General features: G+C 36.0%; 14 protein-coding genes, 2 pseudogenes and 1 riboswitch. Of the genes and pseudogenes, 3 read left to right on the forward strand and 13 right to left on the reverse strand.

Annotation, left to right across the window (positions count from 1 at the left end; translation table 11 throughout):
- Window positions 1-435 precede the first annotated feature (435 nt).
- The 9 genes from ACFTQ7_RS03600 to ACFTQ7_RS03640 all read right to left on the reverse strand — a co-directional run bounded on the left by ACFTQ7_RS03600 (window position 436) and on the right by ACFTQ7_RS03640 (window position 7931).
- A complete protein-coding gene (locus ACFTQ7_RS03600) occupies window positions 436-1179 on the reverse strand; it encodes a LytR/AlgR family response regulator transcription factor (RefSeq protein ID WP_386827346.1) in 744 nt (247 codons plus the stop codon).
- 9 nt (window positions 1180-1188) lie between these two features.
- Window positions 1189-2490, reverse strand: a complete 1302-nt coding sequence (locus tag ACFTQ7_RS03605) for a sensor histidine kinase (protein WP_386827348.1) — start codon at window positions 2488-2490, stop codon at window positions 1189-1191.
- A gap of 254 nt (window positions 2491-2744) precedes the next feature.
- Complete coding sequence (locus tag ACFTQ7_RS03610; protein WP_386827350.1) at window positions 2745-3482, reverse strand: ABC transporter permease; 738 nt, start codon at window positions 3480-3482, stop codon at window positions 2745-2747.
- A gap of 12 nt (window positions 3483-3494) precedes the next feature.
- Entirely contained in the window at window positions 3495-4220 is a 726-nt protein-coding gene (locus tag ACFTQ7_RS03615; RefSeq protein ID WP_386827352.1) for an ABC transporter ATP-binding protein, read from the reverse strand.
- 387 nt (window positions 4221-4607) lie between these two features.
- Window positions 4608-4814, reverse strand: coding sequence for a hypothetical protein (locus tag ACFTQ7_RS03620; RefSeq protein ID WP_386827354.1), 207 nt, complete (start codon window positions 4812-4814; stop codon window positions 4608-4610).
- Between the two features lie 174 nt (window positions 4815-4988).
- A complete protein-coding gene (locus ACFTQ7_RS03625; protein WP_386827355.1) occupies window positions 4989-5807 on the reverse strand; it encodes an SPL family radical SAM protein in 819 nt (272 codons plus the stop codon).
- A 34-nt stretch (window positions 5808-5841) separates the two neighbouring features.
- Window positions 5842-6372, reverse strand: a complete 531-nt coding sequence (gene adaB / locus ACFTQ7_RS03630; protein ID WP_386827357.1) for a methylated-DNA--[protein]-cysteine S-methyltransferase — start codon at window positions 6370-6372, stop codon at window positions 5842-5844.
- Window positions 6356-6976: a bifunctional transcriptional activator/DNA repair enzyme AdaA gene (locus ACFTQ7_RS03635; protein ID WP_386827359.1), complete on the reverse strand. Its 621-nt coding sequence runs from the start codon at window positions 6974-6976 to the stop codon at window positions 6356-6358. Before ACFTQ7_RS03635 ends, adaB begins: the two co-directional genes overlap by 17 nt.
- 241 nt (window positions 6977-7217) lie before the next feature.
- Window positions 7218-7931, reverse strand: a complete 714-nt coding sequence (locus ACFTQ7_RS03640) for a 2OG-Fe(II) oxygenase (protein ID WP_386827361.1) — start codon at window positions 7929-7931, stop codon at window positions 7218-7220.
- Window positions 7932-8122: 191 nt separating this feature from the next.
- On the opposite strand from ACFTQ7_RS03640, the gene ACFTQ7_RS03645 reads away from it, so the two are divergent.
- Complete coding sequence (locus ACFTQ7_RS03645; RefSeq protein ID WP_386827363.1) at window positions 8123-9034, forward strand: DNA glycosylase; 912 nt, start codon at window positions 8123-8125, stop codon at window positions 9032-9034.
- A gap of 158 nt (window positions 9035-9192) precedes the next feature.
- Here the strand turns inward: ACFTQ7_RS03645 and ACFTQ7_RS03650 are convergent.
- From ACFTQ7_RS03650 to ACFTQ7_RS03660, 3 genes and pseudogenes are all read right to left on the reverse strand, one after another.
- Window positions 9193-10965: pseudogene (locus ACFTQ7_RS03650) on the reverse strand (vitamin B12-dependent ribonucleotide reductase); the annotation flags it as partial.
- A 417-nt stretch (window positions 10966-11382) separates the two neighbouring features.
- Window positions 11383-12177: pseudogene (locus tag ACFTQ7_RS03655) on the reverse strand (ribonucleotide reductase N-terminal alpha domain-containing protein); the annotation flags it as partial.
- 202 nt (window positions 12178-12379) lie between these two features.
- Entirely contained in the window at window positions 12380-13210 is an 831-nt protein-coding gene (locus ACFTQ7_RS03660; protein WP_386827365.1) for a lipoate--protein ligase family protein, read from the reverse strand.
- 362 nt (window positions 13211-13572) lie between these two features.
- On the opposite strand from ACFTQ7_RS03660, the gene ACFTQ7_RS03665 reads away from it, so the two are divergent.
- A complete protein-coding gene (locus tag ACFTQ7_RS03665) occupies window positions 13573-13959 on the forward strand; it encodes a rhodanese-like domain-containing protein (protein WP_079562970.1) in 387 nt (128 codons plus the stop codon).
- Window positions 13960-14493: 534 nt separating this feature from the next.
- A riboswitch (glycine riboswitch) is annotated at window positions 14494-14570 on the forward strand.
- 167 nt (window positions 14571-14737) lie between these two features.
- Window positions 14738-16081: an amino acid permease gene (locus ACFTQ7_RS03670; protein WP_386827367.1), complete on the forward strand. Its 1344-nt coding sequence runs from the start codon at window positions 14738-14740 to the stop codon at window positions 16079-16081.
- 169 nt (window positions 16082-16250) lie between these two features.
- On the opposite strand, the gene ACFTQ7_RS03675 is transcribed toward ACFTQ7_RS03670, so the two are convergent.
- On the reverse strand, window positions 16251-17222 hold the full coding sequence (locus ACFTQ7_RS03675) for a glutaminase (RefSeq protein WP_386827368.1): 972 nt from the start codon (window positions 17220-17222) through the stop codon (window positions 16251-16253).
- Between the last annotated feature and the right edge of the window lie 129 nt (window positions 17223-17351).

The following is a 17351-nucleotide window of genomic DNA, read 5'->3' on the forward strand; positions in this document are numbered from 1 at the left end:
TAAAGGAAAATTACACAAAGATAAAGAAAGGCAGAATAATCCCTTTCTTCAAATTAGATAATTATATTTAAAATGAAGATTACTAAAAAAGGACAGACTTATCCCGTTTACTCTGTGTTATACAAACAGAGTCTTTGACCGTATTGAATTACTGGTTCAAAGTTAGGGACCATAGTCTAGGTATCATTTTTAATAATCCTCCTTACATTTTCAAAGGTACGATATTTATCGTATAGAGACTTTGAGAAAAAGTCAACGGGAAATTACACTTACCCACCTTCATTTAAAGTTTGATTGTATCGCATTTAAAAAGCTATCGTTTTGAATAAAGATTGATCAAAACGATAGCTTTCTTTTATGTATAGTTCATACTAACCTTTCAATTTCCTTTTTCGATACATTTTTAACACTCGGAAATAGTAGGAAATCATACTCTTATTCGATAACATTCATTTCTAATTTTTTCTGTACAGCTTTAATCATTCGAGCAGATCCATAGCAAGTTTCTCCATTTTCCATTAGAATTTCTTTCTTTTTTAAGTCCAGTTCTTGAATATTGTCGATATTTACTACGTAAGAATTATGGCAACGAATGAAGCCTTCATACTCTTTTTCTATGTCTTTCAGCTTCCCATAAAACTCCACTTGACGATTATCCAAATGTAAAACAACTTTATGTAATGGGGAGGATTCAAAAAACATGATATCATCATAGTTGACACTAATAATTTTATCTGCAACTCTTTGAACGAATTTTTTATTGGATGTCTTGTTCATTACTTGCTTTCTTTCATTTGTCACCTTCAAACAGCTAACAATCTTGCTCTGTACAGAATCGACATCATCTTTAATAATAAAATCCATCGCAGCTACTTTATAAATGAAATTTAAATATGTAAGTTCTGAGTGGGTTGTGATAAAAACAATATCACCTATTGGATCAATTTTTCTGATTTCCGCGCCAAGTGTGATACCATTCATCTCATGATTCAAGTCGATATCAAGAAAATATAAACCAGGTCGATTACTCTCCTTTATATAGGCTAATATTTCTTCTGGATCTGCAGTTGTTAGTACCAGTTGCATATCAAGGTTTTCAATCATTATGTAATTTGAAACATACCTGTCTATCTTTTCTCTTTGTTCCTTTTGATCTTCACAAATAAAAACATCAATCATCTCAATCCCTCACTTTAAAATTACAATTTCCTGCTTAAAAAATTCATCCTCTATAACTGTATCCAACTGTGTGTTATTTTCTTGATCAACCATTTTCTTCAGGCTAGTCAGCCCCAAGCCTCGATTTTCTCCTTTTGTTGAGAAACCTTTTTCGAAATATTGAAAGAGCTTATGTCCAGTATCTCTAAACGTATTCCAAACGACAAAGGACACGGATTGTTCAAACTCCACAAACCCCACTCGAACCGTACCTTTTTCTACTTCTTCTGCTGCTTCAATGGCATTATCTAAAATAATTCCAATACAGCGGCACAACAGTACACTATCCATATTAAGATAATGAATTTCGTTAGGACATTCAAAAACCACATCTATCCCCTTTTCCTGTGCTGTAATCAGTTTGGAGGATACCAACCCTTTTACTTCTGGGATTTTAATTTGAGACAATCCCCTCATTTTAAAATCATTGTCACGAATCTTTTGACTGACGCGCATAATATTGTCATTAAAATAGCTTTCTAAAGCAGTCATGTCACGATTAGTGATATATTCTGACATAGAAGACAAAATATTGATGTAATCATGGCGGAAAGTTCGCATTTCATTATAGTTTTTTTCCAGCTGTTCGGTATACATTTGTAGACTGTTTAGCTCAATTTCCTTTTCCCTCATCTCAAACTGCTTTCTAAAGGTATATACTAGAAACGACAAACTAACAGCAAAAATAATAAAATAGATTAATAAGTACATCGTATTCATCAATACCAGCTTATTTTGATTTCCTGTTAATCGTACATAAACAATCATTGTAAAATAAATCGCATATGTAAAAAGACCGAAGAAAGCCGCAATTCGCGTTAATTTCTTATCATCTGCATCCTTCTCAAAAATTCGGATAGTTACTTTTTTCCAAAAGGCTATAAATATAAAGCCAATAATCAGTGTAATAAAGTGATGAAGTAATGTCGCTGAAAAAATGATTCCGTTCGTTTCTATAAAGGTAGTACTAATCCCAAAGATTTTTACCATAATGAAAGATGTTATATGATCAATTAGAATCATAGCAATCATTATTGTTGATGCGTAGTACAATGCAGGTATCCACTTTAGAGATGTATACTTAAACATAGCAAGAACAAACGCAAATATTAATAACGAACCAAAAATATCTAAATACGAATATAGCCATGCCATAATTAAACTAAACAATATGGCCGCAATAATATATTCCTTTCGAAAAAAACGTTTACCTATAATGAAACTTACCAAAATACAATAAAATAAAACCTGAATGAATGCTAATATAGCCACTCACTGACCCTCATTTCTATATAGTAACTCCACTGTATAGTATACTATAGATAAGTAAATAAAAGGAATCAGAGAAGGCGTGTTAGCGGAAGATAGGTAATTAAAAGAAAGACAAAACAGACCAAAATTCAAGCTTATATTCCAGCTCTTATAAAGCTCGTTCAAAAAATTCATTTAAAACAACAGCTCATTATCAAAATGACGTAGCAGACAATGTCTACTTATAACGATTCTCACCAAATCGTTGGAACTCATTAAAATCTTTTTTTGAGCTTAATAACAACTAATGAAATAATTAAAAGAAACGATGTGTACCCGATTGAAATCAGCATATCTTGATTGAATTCAAATGTCTGATTCCAAATTGAAATATACATGTTATTTAAATGATAGAACGGATTCACATAGGATGCATATTTCACAAAATTCGGAAGACTCTCCACAGGTACAGAAAAGCCGCCAGTGAACATAACAATTTGAAACAAAACAATAGACATAATTAGTGCTGTTTTTACTTCCTTGAAGTTCGAATAAATCGCATGAGAATAAACTAACATTATCGCATTAATAAGCAACAAACTTAAATATGAAACTAAGAAATTAACAATAGAAAGTTGCAAATCATAAATAAGTATGCCAATCAATGTTATTAAGACAAATCCTGCAGTTGCAATAATAAATGACTTGGCTATACTGGACATCAGCAAAATTTTATCCGTTATAGGCGTAATGAAAAGTCTTTTTTCAATTCCTTCTGCGCGATTCATTACCTGATCAAAACCAAAGGCAAAAAATACTACTGAAAAACTAATTAGGACAATAAACGATGGTGTATACATTTGAACATAATTCATTCCTCCGCTATAGGTTGCATTACTGAACATTTGTCCCATTAAAATATATGTTACTGGCGGTACAACAACTGTGAAAACTAAATAAAATAACTCTCTAAAAAACATGATTAAGTCATATTTAATTTGTGTTAATAACATCTTTTCGCCCCCTTATTTAGAAATTTTATCAAGATAAAAGCTATTAATAGACTTATAACCTGATTTCAGTATATTTTCTGGCGTATCATATACTTCGGTTACACCGTCGTTAATGAATAGAACTCTATCACAGTAGAGTTCTATTTCATCCATGTAATGAGTCGATAAAATCACTGTACTGTCATTTTTTTTTATATATCCTGTGATACTTTCCCATAATACGTTCCGCATATGAGGATCCAGACCGGTAGTCGGTTCATCCAAAATAATCAAACGCGGTTTTGAAGAAAATGCAATTGCTAGGCTAACCTTTTGCTTCCAGCCTCCAGATAAATTATCAAAAAACGTATTTAGATGCTCCTGCAATTCAAACCCTTCGATAATTTCATTTAAATCTACTTTGCTACCATAATAGGCACGAAAAAGATCTAATAATTCTTTTACTTTTAATTTTTTATAAAACTGTGTAGGCTGAAGTACAGCAGATATATTACTTTTGATTTCTTCCAGCTTAGCTTGATCAACTTCCTTCAAGTTATTACCAAAAATAGCTACCTTGCCGTCATTATAATCTTTGATCGTCATTAATATTTCCAAGAATGTCGATTTCCCAGCGCCATTTTTACCGATAACACCAATAATTTCTCCTTTTTTAGCAGTAAAGTCTATTCCTTTCAGAACAGCTTTTTTCCCATAGTTCTTTGTTAATTTTTCTACCTTTACATTGTAATCCTGCATGGTTCATCCTCCTTATTTACATACATACTATAACTCGAGAACTCCACTGTTTTTCATTCCATGCATACAAAATGCTCCTCTATACTTAGATGTCCGAAGTATTTGATTTAGGTGTTCTATTTTTATTCCTAACTGTCAACAAGATTCCCTGTGTCAGCACTTGTTTTACAAGTTCAGCTGATGTACCAGGCAGACCGCTTCATGATTAGCAAATTACCTTCTCCTTTAGGTGTTCTATGAAACTCAATATACCCCTACTTTTCAACAAGCACGTTATGAAGGGATACTTCACGCTTCTGTCAGACCTCCCCAGCTAAGCACATACACTTTCACACCACCTATCCACCTTATTTATCCGATACGGTCTTCAAAAGAAAGCGCTTTGTTTTATTGCGCAAACTCAATCGGATCTAGCTTTATATGTAGTAATTTTCCTTGGGCAGGTGTATTTCTTCCTTCAGAGATTGGAATCTGCACCCTAGAGTTCATGCGCAAGCTACCCACACCACTAAAAAAAGCACCAGCAAGATGCTGATACTTTAGGTCTGTTAAATGCATAATCAAATGTTTTTTATTAAATTGATAGAAATTCATGCTGTCTATCTGTTTTAAAATCGTTTAACGAGCGGACCTTCCTAACTATGAAACATCCTGAAGTTTAACTACGGCATATAATCCGTACCCACTTTATAATCGTGCCTGATTATGAAAGTAGGGATTTGTCATATTGAGAGCTCGAATGGAAAATATAATTCGAAAACAATTTTTTTACGGCTCAAACCCAGCCTGGCTCACATAAACGTGATTTTCCGGAAAGGTTTCAATGAATCGGTTATATACTTTATTAATTACATGTGGTCCATACCATTCTTCTAAACCAAGTTGGGCATATTTTTTCTCAATACCTAGTTTTCTTGTTCGTTTTCCACCACTGCCATCGCCCATGAAGTAGTCATCCATACAAATCCGATCGACGAATGGCTTCAATTTTATAGGGAAACATTCCCTACTCGGTAAGATAGGGGCTATAGCAACTTGGGTGGGTATTTCAGCAGTTGCTAATTGTTCCAATGTCTTAAAGCGCGCCTGGATTGGAGGGGCCTTTGGCGTAAAATGTTTACGGATTGTTTCCGAATCTGTCTCAATAGTCATACTTACTCGAACTTTATCTTTAAAAAGTTGCAGCAAATCGATATCTCGACTTACAAGTGGGCTTCTAGTTTGTACTAATAGGAAGTCAGGAGGATCTTCTACCATCACTTCTAGTAAAGATCGCGTCACCTTTTCCTTATGCTCTATTGGTTGATACGGGTCTGTACTTGATGACATAAAAATGGTTACATTCCCTTTGGCTTTGGCGCGACGAAGCTCCTTTTTTAATAAATTCGCAGCTCCGTTTTTAACATCGACCCAATTTCCCCATTCCCCTTCTCGAAAAAGAGATACAGGCATTTCGCGTACATAACAATAGGAACACCCAAAAGAACAGCCTGTATATGGATTTAGTGAATGCGTATATCCAGAAAGAAAGCCAGTCCCTTTATTCAGAATGGTTTTCGGATTTTTATAAAAAAATTCATTTTTCATGACGGCCCCCCACTCATTGTATGGCAATAATTACTCATTGCCTTAATGAAGCTTGCTTTTCTAGATCCAGTAGCAATGTCTTCATTTCTAATCCACCCCGATAGCCAGTTAATGAGCCATTCTTCCCTATTACACGATGGCACGGTACAGTAATTAATATCGGATTAGCCCCAATAGCCGCTCCTATAGCACGAACAGCTGCTGGTTTATTTATATCATTTGCAATGTCGGAATAGGATTTCGTCTGTCCATAAGGAATTCCACAAAGTGCATTCCAGACTGCTAGCTGAAATTGCGTACCTACGTACTCAAATGGAACAGTAAAGGTTTTCCGCTTCCCTTCTAGGTACTGAGTGATTTCAGCGACATACGGTTCCAGCTTTTCATCATCTTCAACAAGAGGACTTGCTGGAAAGTGTTTCTTAGCCCATTCGAACAATTCCTCGAATGGTTTGTTCTGTGAACCCACAAACACAAGCCCCTTAGAAGTTGAAGCAATATAAAAATTCCAATCCTTAAACTTTAGTAAAGACCAATAAAGGGTTGGTTTATTCTTTGTTCCCATTGTACTTTTCCTCCATTTTACTCATTTGACGAAATTGCGTTGGCGTCTGTCCAGTTTTCTTTTTAAACAAAGTAATAAAATAAGGTGTGTTAGCCATACCTACACATAAAGCGATATCTCCAATCGCTTTATGTGTTTGAATCAAATACTTTTTAGCCGCGTGTACTCTAACTTGTTGTATATACTCAATCGGCGTAATGCCTTTAATCTTTTTAAATGTTCGATGCATATGATATGGACTCCCGTGACATATATTTGCTAACGATTCTAGCGTTATTTTTTCTGTGAAATTTTTATCAATGTATTCAGTAATTAAATCAACCCACTCGTTATCTGGCAGATTTTCATTAGTTGGCTTACAACGTTTACAAGGACGAAAATTTGCACGGAGAGCTTGTTCTGCGTTTGGAAAAATGCATACATTTTCTTTTTTCGGAACGCGAGATTTACAGGATGGTTTACAAAATATCCCCGTCGACTTTACAGCGTAGAAAAATTGATTATTGAACGCTGCATCATTATTTATAATTGCTTGCCACTTTTCATTTGTTATCATTTCTACATCATTTAAAATTCTATGTCCGTTATTAATACTATCCGGCATTGACCTCACCTCTCCTTACAATATACTCCCTATAATTTCAGAATGTATAGTTCTGGGAATGAAACAGCAATATATTGAAGTTTATTTTTTATCCCGCATTAACGGGCTGTAAGACTCCAACCTCAAAACGTTGAGAAATCGGAGAAGTTTAGGTGGGAGATGAACAGCCCCTTAAAAGCCCAATTGGTTTAACTAACGATCAGTGGGGGATGAAGAATACCCGATTGATCAAAGTTTCACTTTATTTAGAATCGTGAAAAATAATTCCAAGACCGTATCGTTCTCCAGCAGTAACCGTGCTTACTCCATGACGAACCGTATGTTTATAATATCCTTTTTTACCTTGAACAGGTCTATAGTTAGTAGGAAAAATCAGCGCACTGCCTTGTTCTAAAGTAATGACATGTCCCCTACTCTGAGCACGAGGAATTTGTTCCACTAATAGAGATTCTCCACCGCAGAAGTCTTTTTCACGTTGATTTAATACAAATACTACTTGAAACGGGAAAAATATGTCTCCATATAAATCTCGATGCAAACAATTAAATCCGCCTGTTTCATACTTTAATAGTAAAGGTGTCGGTCTAGTTTGTTCATATTCTACACAGGTGTTCAAAAAATCTTGAAAATGCTCTGGAAACTGTTCTGTTTTCTTTAAATAACCTAACCATCGATTAGCTGTTTTGGCCAACTCTACATAAAAGGACTCTCTTAAACTTTGGATGATTTCAGGTAATGGATAGGAAAAATATTTGTACTCCCCATTCCCAAAGCGATATCTCGTCATATTGATTGTCGTTCTGTATGGCTCTTCTTCACAATACAATTTTTTGAAAAATTCACATTCCTCTTTTGTTAAAATCACTGGTAACTTTGCGAATCCTTGCTCATCTAATTCATGTTGAATCGAATCCCAATTTAAGCTCTCGACACGTGTTTTTATATTTTGGACCATTTTTATCAACTCCTATTTTGCATTCTTGATAAGTAACACTATAACCTCATAAATAAAAAAAAATAAGGAGTTTAGAATGTAATAGCAAGATAACAAAATTAGGTAAGATTATTATGTGATAAAGTAAAATTACAGTCAGTGTAAGTCTTCTATAGTATAAAAAATCGGAATAATGATGAGGAGAATGAAAAGTGATATGGCATGAAGTCAATGATGATATTGTAATTGCATTACCTGAAAACTTCGACATGAATGCAAACCTAGGCTATTTAACAAGGGAAAAAAATGAATGCATGTATGAAATAGAGAACAATACCATTACAAAAGTTATAGCCATTGGGGAAATTCGGTCCTTAGTACAGGTAAGTGTACTCAATAATAAACAAATGGTTGTTCAATTCGTAAATAATACGCGACCTATTGAAAAGTTGAAACGGGAAGAGATTGTAAAATACATTTATGAATGGTTTGATCTTGATAAAGATTTAACGCCATTTTATGAAATGGCAAAAGCAGACCCATTACTTAAAATACCTGCCCAAAAATTTTATGGATTGCGAGTTATCGGCATTCCCGATTTATTTGAAGCTTTATGTTGGGGAGTGTTAGGGCAACAAATTAACTTAGCCTTCGCGTACTCCTTAAAGAAGCAATTTGTAGAAAGATTTGGCGATTCCATCGAATGGAATGGTAAAAAGTATTGGGTGTTCCCACCGTACGAACGAATTGCACAGTTAACACCTACCGACCTAGCAGATATTAAAATGACGGAAAAAAAAAGTGAATATATTATTGGAATTGCTAAATTAATGGCAAGTGGAGAATTAACGAGGGAAAAATTAATGAAAATGAACTTTAAAGATGCTGAAAAAAACTTAATTAAAATAAGAGGAATCGGTCCTTGGACAGCCAATTATGTTTTAATGCGCTGCCTCAGGTTCCAGACAGCTTTTCCAATTGATGATGTAGGTCTTATTAATTCAATAAAAATATTACGTAATATGGACCGAAAGCCTTCGAAAGATGAAATCTTAGAATTATCGCTTCCATGGGAAAACTGGGAATCATACGCTACCTTTTATTTATGGCGTGTCCTTTACTGAACCTTAATTTTAAACCAAGGCGGATAATCTGCCCCACCGCCAGTTCCTTGCCCCTCTTTAATCCAGCTCAACACAAAAACACCCCTTTAGATAATTATATCCAAAGGGGCAAAGCTTCGCGAGTTTATTTTAAACACCGCATCTTTTTTATAAACGGTTTATAGGCCACATTTTAACTGTGCTGCACAGTTTGTACATGTATTACAGCCACCAATTTCTTCTACAGTTCCTTTACGGCATACAGGACAAGTATTCCCAACATCCGAACCAATAACTGTTGTCGATTCTAATGCTTGAATCGTATCTACTAATACAACTGGACGCTTCGTTGGTACTTCTACTAATTCTTCCTCAAATGATAGTTGATCCATATCATTTTCTTCAGCCTTTAGTGTCAGTACTTGTGAATCACGGCTACCATCTACATAGACCGTACCACCTTTAGCGCCACCTTTATATAAACGCTCGTATACTTTTTCAACTTGTTGTACTGTATAACCTTTTGGTGCGTTTACAGTTTTTGAAATAGATGAATCAATCCATTTTTGGATGATACATTGTACATCGGCATGTGCTTCTGGTTTTAACTCCATCGCTGTAACAAACCAATCAGGAAGATTATTCTCATCTGCTTCCGGATGACGTTCTAAATATTCTTGTACGATTTCTGCTTTTACCTCGATAAATTTACCTAGGCGACCAGAACGGTAATATGTGAATGAGAAGTATGGCTCAAGACCCGTTGCCACGCCAACCATCGTACCAGTCGAACCAGTTGGAGCTACTGTTAGTAAATGTGAGTTGCGAATACCTGTTGCTAAAATTTGCTCTTTAATGTGTGCAGGCATTTTTTGCATAAAGCCTGTTTCAGTAAATGCTTTACGTAAACGTGCTGTCTCTTCCTCAGTTGCTCCTACAAGGAATGGGAAGCTGCCGCGTTCTTTCGCAAGTTCTGTTGACGTCTCATACGCAGTTTCAGCAATCGTCTTAAAGATTTCATCGACTAGCTCATTACCAGCTTCTGAGCCATATTCTTTCTCACAATAAATTAGTAAGTCCGCTAAGCCCATTACGCCTAAGCCAACACGACGCTCACCTAAAGCTTGTACACGGTTTTCTTCTAAGAAGTATGGTGTTGCATCAATTACATTATCCTGCATACGAACACCAACACGAACTGTTTCACGTAGTGCTTCGAAATCAATTGTTTGATCTTCTTTATTTGCAAACTGCGCTAAGTTCACAGCTGCTAAGTTACACACAGAATATGGTGCAAGTGGTTGTTCCCCACATGGATTTGTCGCTACAACGCTTTGACCATAAGCTTTTGCGTTTGTCATTTCATTGGCGTTGTCGATGAAGAAAATACCTGGCTCTGCAGAGTACGTTGCACAAACGTTGATTAAATTCCATAATTCCTTCGCTTTAATCGTGCGGTAAGTGCGTACTTTATAGCCCATTTTCTCCCATTCACGCACATCTCCAACTTTATGCCATTCACTGTTGTAAATAGCCATCTCTTCTTTTGTATATTCTTCAACAGCTGGGAAACGAAGCTCAAAGTCAGCGTCATTTTCTACAGCTTGCATAAATTCTTTTGTTAATGTTACAGAAATATTTGCACCCGTTAAAAACTCTTGATTGTGAACAGTATAAGTACCACCATCACGAAGCTTGTTTTCCGCTTCACGAATAATAGCCGTATCAAAACCACCTAAACCTTCGATACCTTTATAGTTAACAATACCTTGGTACATAGCTTCCTCTTGAGTTGAAAGAGGTTTAAAGTTTAATTTTTCTTTTGCTAGACGAATAATCGTTTTATCCGTTGTATTTTCGATTAGGTATCGTAGAATACGTGGATTTTGCATTTTTGAAATAATAAATTCCACAATATCAGGATGCCAATCTGCCAGCATAATCATTTGTGCCAATTTCTTACGCGGGTTCGCTACACCCACTCTCTATGTCACCATAGAAGTTGAGACCATATCTTACATCTATTAGATGTCCTCGCACTTCGGAGTGGCTTCACTCCTACTCTACTCACTTCCGCTAACTTAGCGTGCTTTCGATGGTCGTTGAACCTTCCCCTTTGGAAGAGGCTTGGCTGCTGATTGTCTTTATCCCACTGCTATTTTCAAGCATTCACGCTTACCGTTTCCAGTTACGTTGTAGCTAGCAGTGCATTTATAATGCGTTGTTTAACATTTTCAAAAACAAGTTTGTGGCCGTTTCGCATCATAAACATCCATCATTCCCACCTCGATTAAAGTGACAATATTTCCGTTAAAGAGTTCCCAGCAATTCACGAGGTTTGTTTACGCAGAAGCACCTAGATTATGTTTACCTCTGCGGCTACCACCTTGTTCAACAAGATGAGTCAGCTTTGCAATATCATCTAACCATGATACAGAGCCAGATGATTTACCATTTACACCACGTGCTAAAGTGTTACGCGGACGCAATGTTGAACCATTTGTCCCTACACCACCACCACGGCTCATAATTTCCATTACTTGCTTACGATGATCACTGATTCCTTCACGTGAATCTGCTACAAATGGCATTACATAACAGTTGAAGAAGGTTACATCTGTTTCAGAACCTGCTCCGTATATAACTCGTCCAGCTGGAATGAATTTTAATGATACTAACTGCTCATAAAACTTCTCAAACCATTCTTGGCGTTTCTCTTGTGTTTTTTCAACAGAAGCAAGCCCTGTTGCATTTCGTTTTGCGATTTGTTCATAAAATATTTCAAGAGGCTTTTCTAGCACGTCAATTGAACGCGTAATCACACCCGTTTCTTGCTCTTTTGGATCATCTAATGCACTACGGTAATCTTCCTCAATCAAAATATCTGCTGTTTTTGTAGACATATCAAGCTTTTGAATTGTCCCTAAACCACGTGCAGGGAATTTTGGATCTGCCTTCACTGTTAATACGACGAAATCACCAGCTTTTAATGTTTTCTTCTCCGTATCCTTAAACGAGTAGCGATCGATCATCACAAGTCTTGATACACCTTTATGCTTAATGTGCATATCAGGCGTTACAGGATGCACCTGTGGAAATTGTTCAATATCTTTGTTTAACTGTTCAAATTTGTTTACTTCGGGTTGATGATTTGTGAGTACCATCGTTTTGCCTCCCTTATTTTCTGCTTTACAAATATAAATACACAATATCATGTGTCGTTAAACACTACATATTGTGTATATGTCTTAAAAAAAGATACTATATATAGTTTTTTAATTCAACTCTTGCAATTTCGAACGGAATGCTAACTGCTTGTTACTACAAGGGTTGAACGCTAAAAAAATATTTTTCTTATACCATTTTTTATTTTTTGAAGTTCCAATCATCACATGCATATTTTTTTTCTTCTAGTGCATGTACATATTCTAATTGCTCCTCAGAAAGTGTAAATGGTTTTAAATCAATTTGCAACGATTTTGCAAAACCATCTCTAAAAGCTGTCACACATTGTTCAATAGTCACAGGTTCTTTAACAAGGTTATTGATAGCAACCGCTTTCTCTGGCATCTTTCTACGCATACGGTCCTTTGCCTCTTCACTTGAAAATTTGAAGACAGACAATAATTTTTCTTGATCTAAATCAAGTAAAATAGCTCCGTGCTGTAAAATAACACCTTTTTGACGAGTTTGTGCACTACCTGCTACTTTTTTACCTTCTACAACAAGCTCATACCAGCTTGGCGCATCAAAGCAAACTGCGCTTTTTGGTTTCTTTAAGTCTGCTCTTTGTTCTTCTGTATCAGGTACACTAAAATAAGCATCCATACCTAGATTATGAAAACCTTGCAATATACCTTCACTTAACACTCTATATGCCTCTGTCACTGATTCAGGCATATCTGGATAGCTTTCTGAAACAATGACGCTATACGTCAACTCATGTTCATGTAAAACGGCTCTACCACCTGTTGGACGACGAACAAAGCCTAGTCCTTGTTCTTTTACCGCTTCTAGATTAATATCTCTTTTCGCTTGTTGAAAATAGCCAATCGAAAGAGTTGCTGGCTCCCATTCATAAAAACGAATGACTGGTGGGATTATACCTTCACTATGCCAATCAAGTAATGCCTCATCTAAAGCCATATTAAAAGAAGGGCTGCATTTCCCTGAATTTAAAAAATACCATGTTGTCATATTTTCATCTCCTAAAAATATTAAATTAAACTTTGCGAATGTATGCAAAAATAAGTCTCATCACAATTACGTGAGGTAGATTTCCATTCTGGCTGTGCGCTTTCTTGGTTGCGTCCGATGAGCCCAAAGGTTTCTCTCAGCCTCATTTTAACACTCTGCGTTTAGTTCTATTCTTTATAAAAGTATCCCCCACCCTAATCCAAGAATATGGTGGAATGGTTCTGTGACAGTTCACTAATATAATCCGTATTAATAAAGATAGATTCATTCTAGCCACAATCTAATTAATTTTATCAAACTCATTGGACTATCGCTAGCGCATCTTTTATAATAATAAAGAAGATAGAAAGGGGTAAGAAATTTTGTTAAACATACTTATCACAATCGGTGTTATTTTAGTAGTCGTAATTGCATATATCGGCATCAATGCCCTACGATTAAAAAAAGCCGTAACAAACCTAACACAAGAACAATTTATTGAAGGCTATCGTAAAGCGCAGCTTATCGACGTACGTGAGCAAAAAGAATTTGATGCAGGTCACATTCTTGGTGCACGTAATGTTCCTTCAACAACTCTACGTCAACGTCACAAAGAAATCCGCCCAGATTTACCAGTATATTTATACTGTCAAAATACAGGCCGTAGCGCACGTGCTGCTCTATTTCTTAAAAAACGTGGCTACAACCAAATTTACCAGCTTCAAGGCGGCTTCCGTACTTGGACAGGTAAAATAAAGTCTAAAAAATAATTTCAAAAAATCGTTAAGGCATAAGTGACTACTAGAAATAAATATACTCGCGAAATCTAAGGTGATTTATTTATATATACCTATCTCACTTTGTTTTAAACAGGAAGAAACCATCTCAAATGACTATGAGATGGTTTCCTTTTTGCAAAAAATTCTGAGTTTCTACTATATTATATTTATTGTTTAACGTCTGACAACTTACTGAACAGAAACAAGTAGAGTGTGAGGCAATATACTGCTCACATCACTTTCAACTTCCTTTATTAAAATTCTAGCTGCTTCCCTCACTCATCCCTCGCCTTGTTTAATCCTTTATACTAACCATTAAACATTATCCATATTTTAACGTATGTCTAAAAATACTATGTTTAGTATAATTTTCACCTAGACGAACTCCAATCTTCTTTTTTTCTGAAAAAGACTGAAATTTACCCTTGAATATTTATGGTAGCACTGATAGGATGTATAATATCTTAAAATAATGTCATCAAGACATACAATACAAGCTATGAATGCTATGGATAAAACTATAGCAGGAGCAGTTCTGGAGAGAGCGCATTTTGCGACGCCGAAGGGTTCACTATCTCAGGCAAAAGGACAGAAGAGTAATATTAACTTTCATCATGAAAGCTATACCATACGAATGTTTTCTTTTTTTTACATACAACATTCGCAATCGGTATTTGTTTGTTATTCTGTCGTTTACGAGACTAGTGTCACTACTAGTCTCTTTTTTATTTCCAGTCATAGTTTTTACGTATCTTTGAGGGGGAGCAACGTGGAACAACAACAACATCAATTAAAACGTGAATTAAAAAATCGCCATGTGCAGCTCATTGCGATTGGCGGAACAATCGGTACTGGTTTATTTTTAGGCTCCGGAAAAGCCATTGCTTTAGCAGGACCTTCCATCATCTTCGCCTATCTAATAGTCGGAACCGCCTTATTTTTCGTCATGCGGGCTTTAGGTGAACTGTTATTATCGAATGCTGGCTATACATCCTTTACTGATTTTGCATCCGAATACATAGGACCTTGGGCAGGTTACATTACCGGCTGGACATACTGGTTCTGCTGGATTATGACTGCTATGGCAGATATTATTGCTGTCGGTGTTTATGTACAATATTGGTTTGATATACCACAATGGGTGCCTGCAATTGGCTGTTTAGTCCTGTTGCTAATGTTGAATCTATTAACTGTAAAACTATTTGGCGAACTAGAATTTTGGTTTGCACTAATAAAAGTCATTACTATTGTAGTACTGATTGCGATCGGACTATTCATGTTATTTACAGGCTTTCAAACAAGCGCTGGCACAGTTTCTGTTGAAAATCTTTGGGCATATGGCGGGTTATTCCCGAATGGCCTACATGGGTTCCTAATGGCATTCCAAATGGTAGTTTTCGCTTTTGTTGGTGTCGAGCTAGTAGGGGTTTCTGCTGCTGAAACCGCCGATCCTAAAAAAAATATTCCTTCTGCCATTAACAAAATTCCAATACGCATTTTGTTATTCTACGTAGGGGCGCTATTTGTTATTTTATGCATTAATCCTTGGCATGAAATGTCTGCCTCTAGTAGTCCATTTGTACAAGTATTTACACTAGCCGGTATTCCAATTGCTGCAGGGATTATTAATTTTGTCGTTCTAACATCTGCTGCTTCGGCTGGAAATAGTGGTTTATTTTCTACAAGCCGCATGCTCTTTAATCTTGGAAACAACAAGCAAGCTTCGCCATCGTTTGCAAAGCTCAATAAAAACAGTGTACCAAGCAACGCACTTATTGTGTCGGCAATTGTAGTATCTGTTGGTGCATTACTAAGTAAATTAATGCCTGAAAACGCCTTTAGTGTTGTGACAACGATTAGTGCCATTTGCTTTATCTGGGTGTGGAGTATTATATTAATCTCTCATATCATCTATAAACGTAAAAATCGTGCACTTCATGAAGCATCAATTTTCAAGGCACCTTTCACTCCGTTCGTGAACTATTTAGTACTTGCCTTCTTTGCATTTTTATTAGTAGTGATGTTCATTTCAGAAGCAACTCGTACCGCATTACTATTGACACCAATTTGGTTTATATTGCTGTTGATTCTTTATAAGAAAAAAAGAAAGTAATACGCTAAATTATATTGTCCTAGATAGTGACACTTTAAGCAAAGTGAAGCTATTCAGGGCTTTTTTATTACAAATTAACGGTATACTCTTGGCGGAGCGGATGTTTAGAAATCCGCTAAAAGAAGTAAAAAAAGATGACTCCATATAGAAATCATCTTTCTTTATTTGATTAAAAAATATTCATATTCCATTCGGTAGCGATATGCTTAAGTAAATTCACGCCAGCTACGCTGTTCCCGATGTTATCAATTGCTGGTCCATATATGCCAATACCGCACCCAGCAGGGAAAGGTGAATCTAAGCCTGCATGACTTGGCACAGCCGCCAAAATCGCTCCGGAAACACCACTTTTAGCGGGTAACCCAATAAATGCAGCAAATTTACCAGAAGCATTATACATACCACAAGTAACCATCAATGCTTTTGCTAATTTTGCTACTTGCTTAGGAAAAAGTTGTGTTTTTGTTAGAGGATGATAGCCATCATTGGCGATTACTAAACCAATCATCGCTAAATCTGAAACATTTACTTCAATCGCACATTGTTTTAAATAAACTTCCAATGCTTCCTCTACAGGACAGTCTAAAAAGCCAGAATCCATTAAATAATAGGCTAATGACCGATTTCGATTTGCCGTTTGCCACTCAGATTGATAAACCTCTTCATTCACCTTTAATTTCTTGCCAATCATTTGCTCTAAAAAACAAAGGATTTTTGAAACCTTCTCTTGCGGAGAGTTTCCGTCAAGCATAGAGGATACTGTAATGGCTCCAGCATTAATCATTGGGTTAAAAGGTTTTCCAGGCTGATGGCTTTCTAGACGAATGATTGAATTGAAGGTGTCACCTGTAGGTTCAACATCAACTCGTTCTAAAACATAAGGTAATCCTCGTTCCATACACGCTAAAATAAATGTAACGACCTTTGAAACACTTTGCAGCGTAAATAGTTCAGTTGTCTCTCCGGCTTTCATTTCGTCATTATTAGTACCGATAATCGATATCGCTAATTGGTTTGGATCTTTTTCAGCTAAAGCAGGAATATAACTTGCGCATTGCCCATCTTTAGCAAAAGGACGAAACTGTTCCACCCATTCTGCCGCAAGTTGATTATTTTTATAATTGTTATGTTCTGTCGGCATTTTGTAATCTCCTTTCAAAAAACGGCATTTTACGCCATAACTACTCAATAAGTACACTTAACTAAGAAAAAACTTAATATTAGGCAAAAACAGAGCCTCCATAGTTTACCCTATGAAGACTCTTTTTGG

Source organism: Lysinibacillus sp. NPDC056959 (assembly GCF_042674095.1).
In the GTDB taxonomy this organism is placed as follows: domain Bacteria; phylum Bacillota; class Bacilli; order Bacillales_A; family Planococcaceae; genus Lysinibacillus; species Lysinibacillus zambalensis.

Coding starts and splice junctions, on each gene's coding strand:
- ACFTQ7_RS03615 (WP_386827352.1), bottom strand. CDS start 4,220: ATGCAGGATTACAATGTAAAGGTAGAAAAATTAACAAAGAACTATGGG.
- adaB (WP_386827357.1), bottom strand. CDS start 6,372: ATGGGAACAAAGAATAAACCAACCCTTTATTGGTCTTTACTAAAGTTT.
- ACFTQ7_RS03675 (WP_386827368.1), bottom strand. CDS start 17,222: ATGCCGACAGAACATAACAATTATAAAAATAATCAACTTGCGGCAGAA.
- ACFTQ7_RS03660 (WP_386827365.1), bottom strand. CDS start 13,210: ATGACAACATGGTATTTTTTAAATTCAGGGAAATGCAGCCCTTCTTTT.
- ACFTQ7_RS03625 (WP_386827355.1), bottom strand. CDS start 5,807: ATGAAAAATGAATTTTTTTATAAAAATCCGAAAACCATTCTGAATAAA.
- ACFTQ7_RS03620 (WP_386827354.1), bottom strand. CDS start 4,814: ATGAATTTCTATCAATTTAATAAAAAACATTTGATTATGCATTTAACA.
- ACFTQ7_RS03610 (WP_386827350.1), bottom strand. CDS start 3,482: ATGTTATTAACACAAATTAAATATGACTTAATCATGTTTTTTAGAGAG.
- ACFTQ7_RS03600 (WP_386827346.1), bottom strand. CDS start 1,179: ATGATTGATGTTTTTATTTGTGAAGATCAAAAGGAACAAAGAGAAAAG.
- ACFTQ7_RS03640 (WP_386827361.1), bottom strand. CDS start 7,931: ATGGTCCAAAATATAAAAACACGTGTCGAGAGCTTAAATTGGGATTCG.
- ACFTQ7_RS03635 (WP_386827359.1), bottom strand. CDS start 6,976: ATGCCGGATAGTATTAATAACGGACATAGAATTTTAAATGATGTAGAA.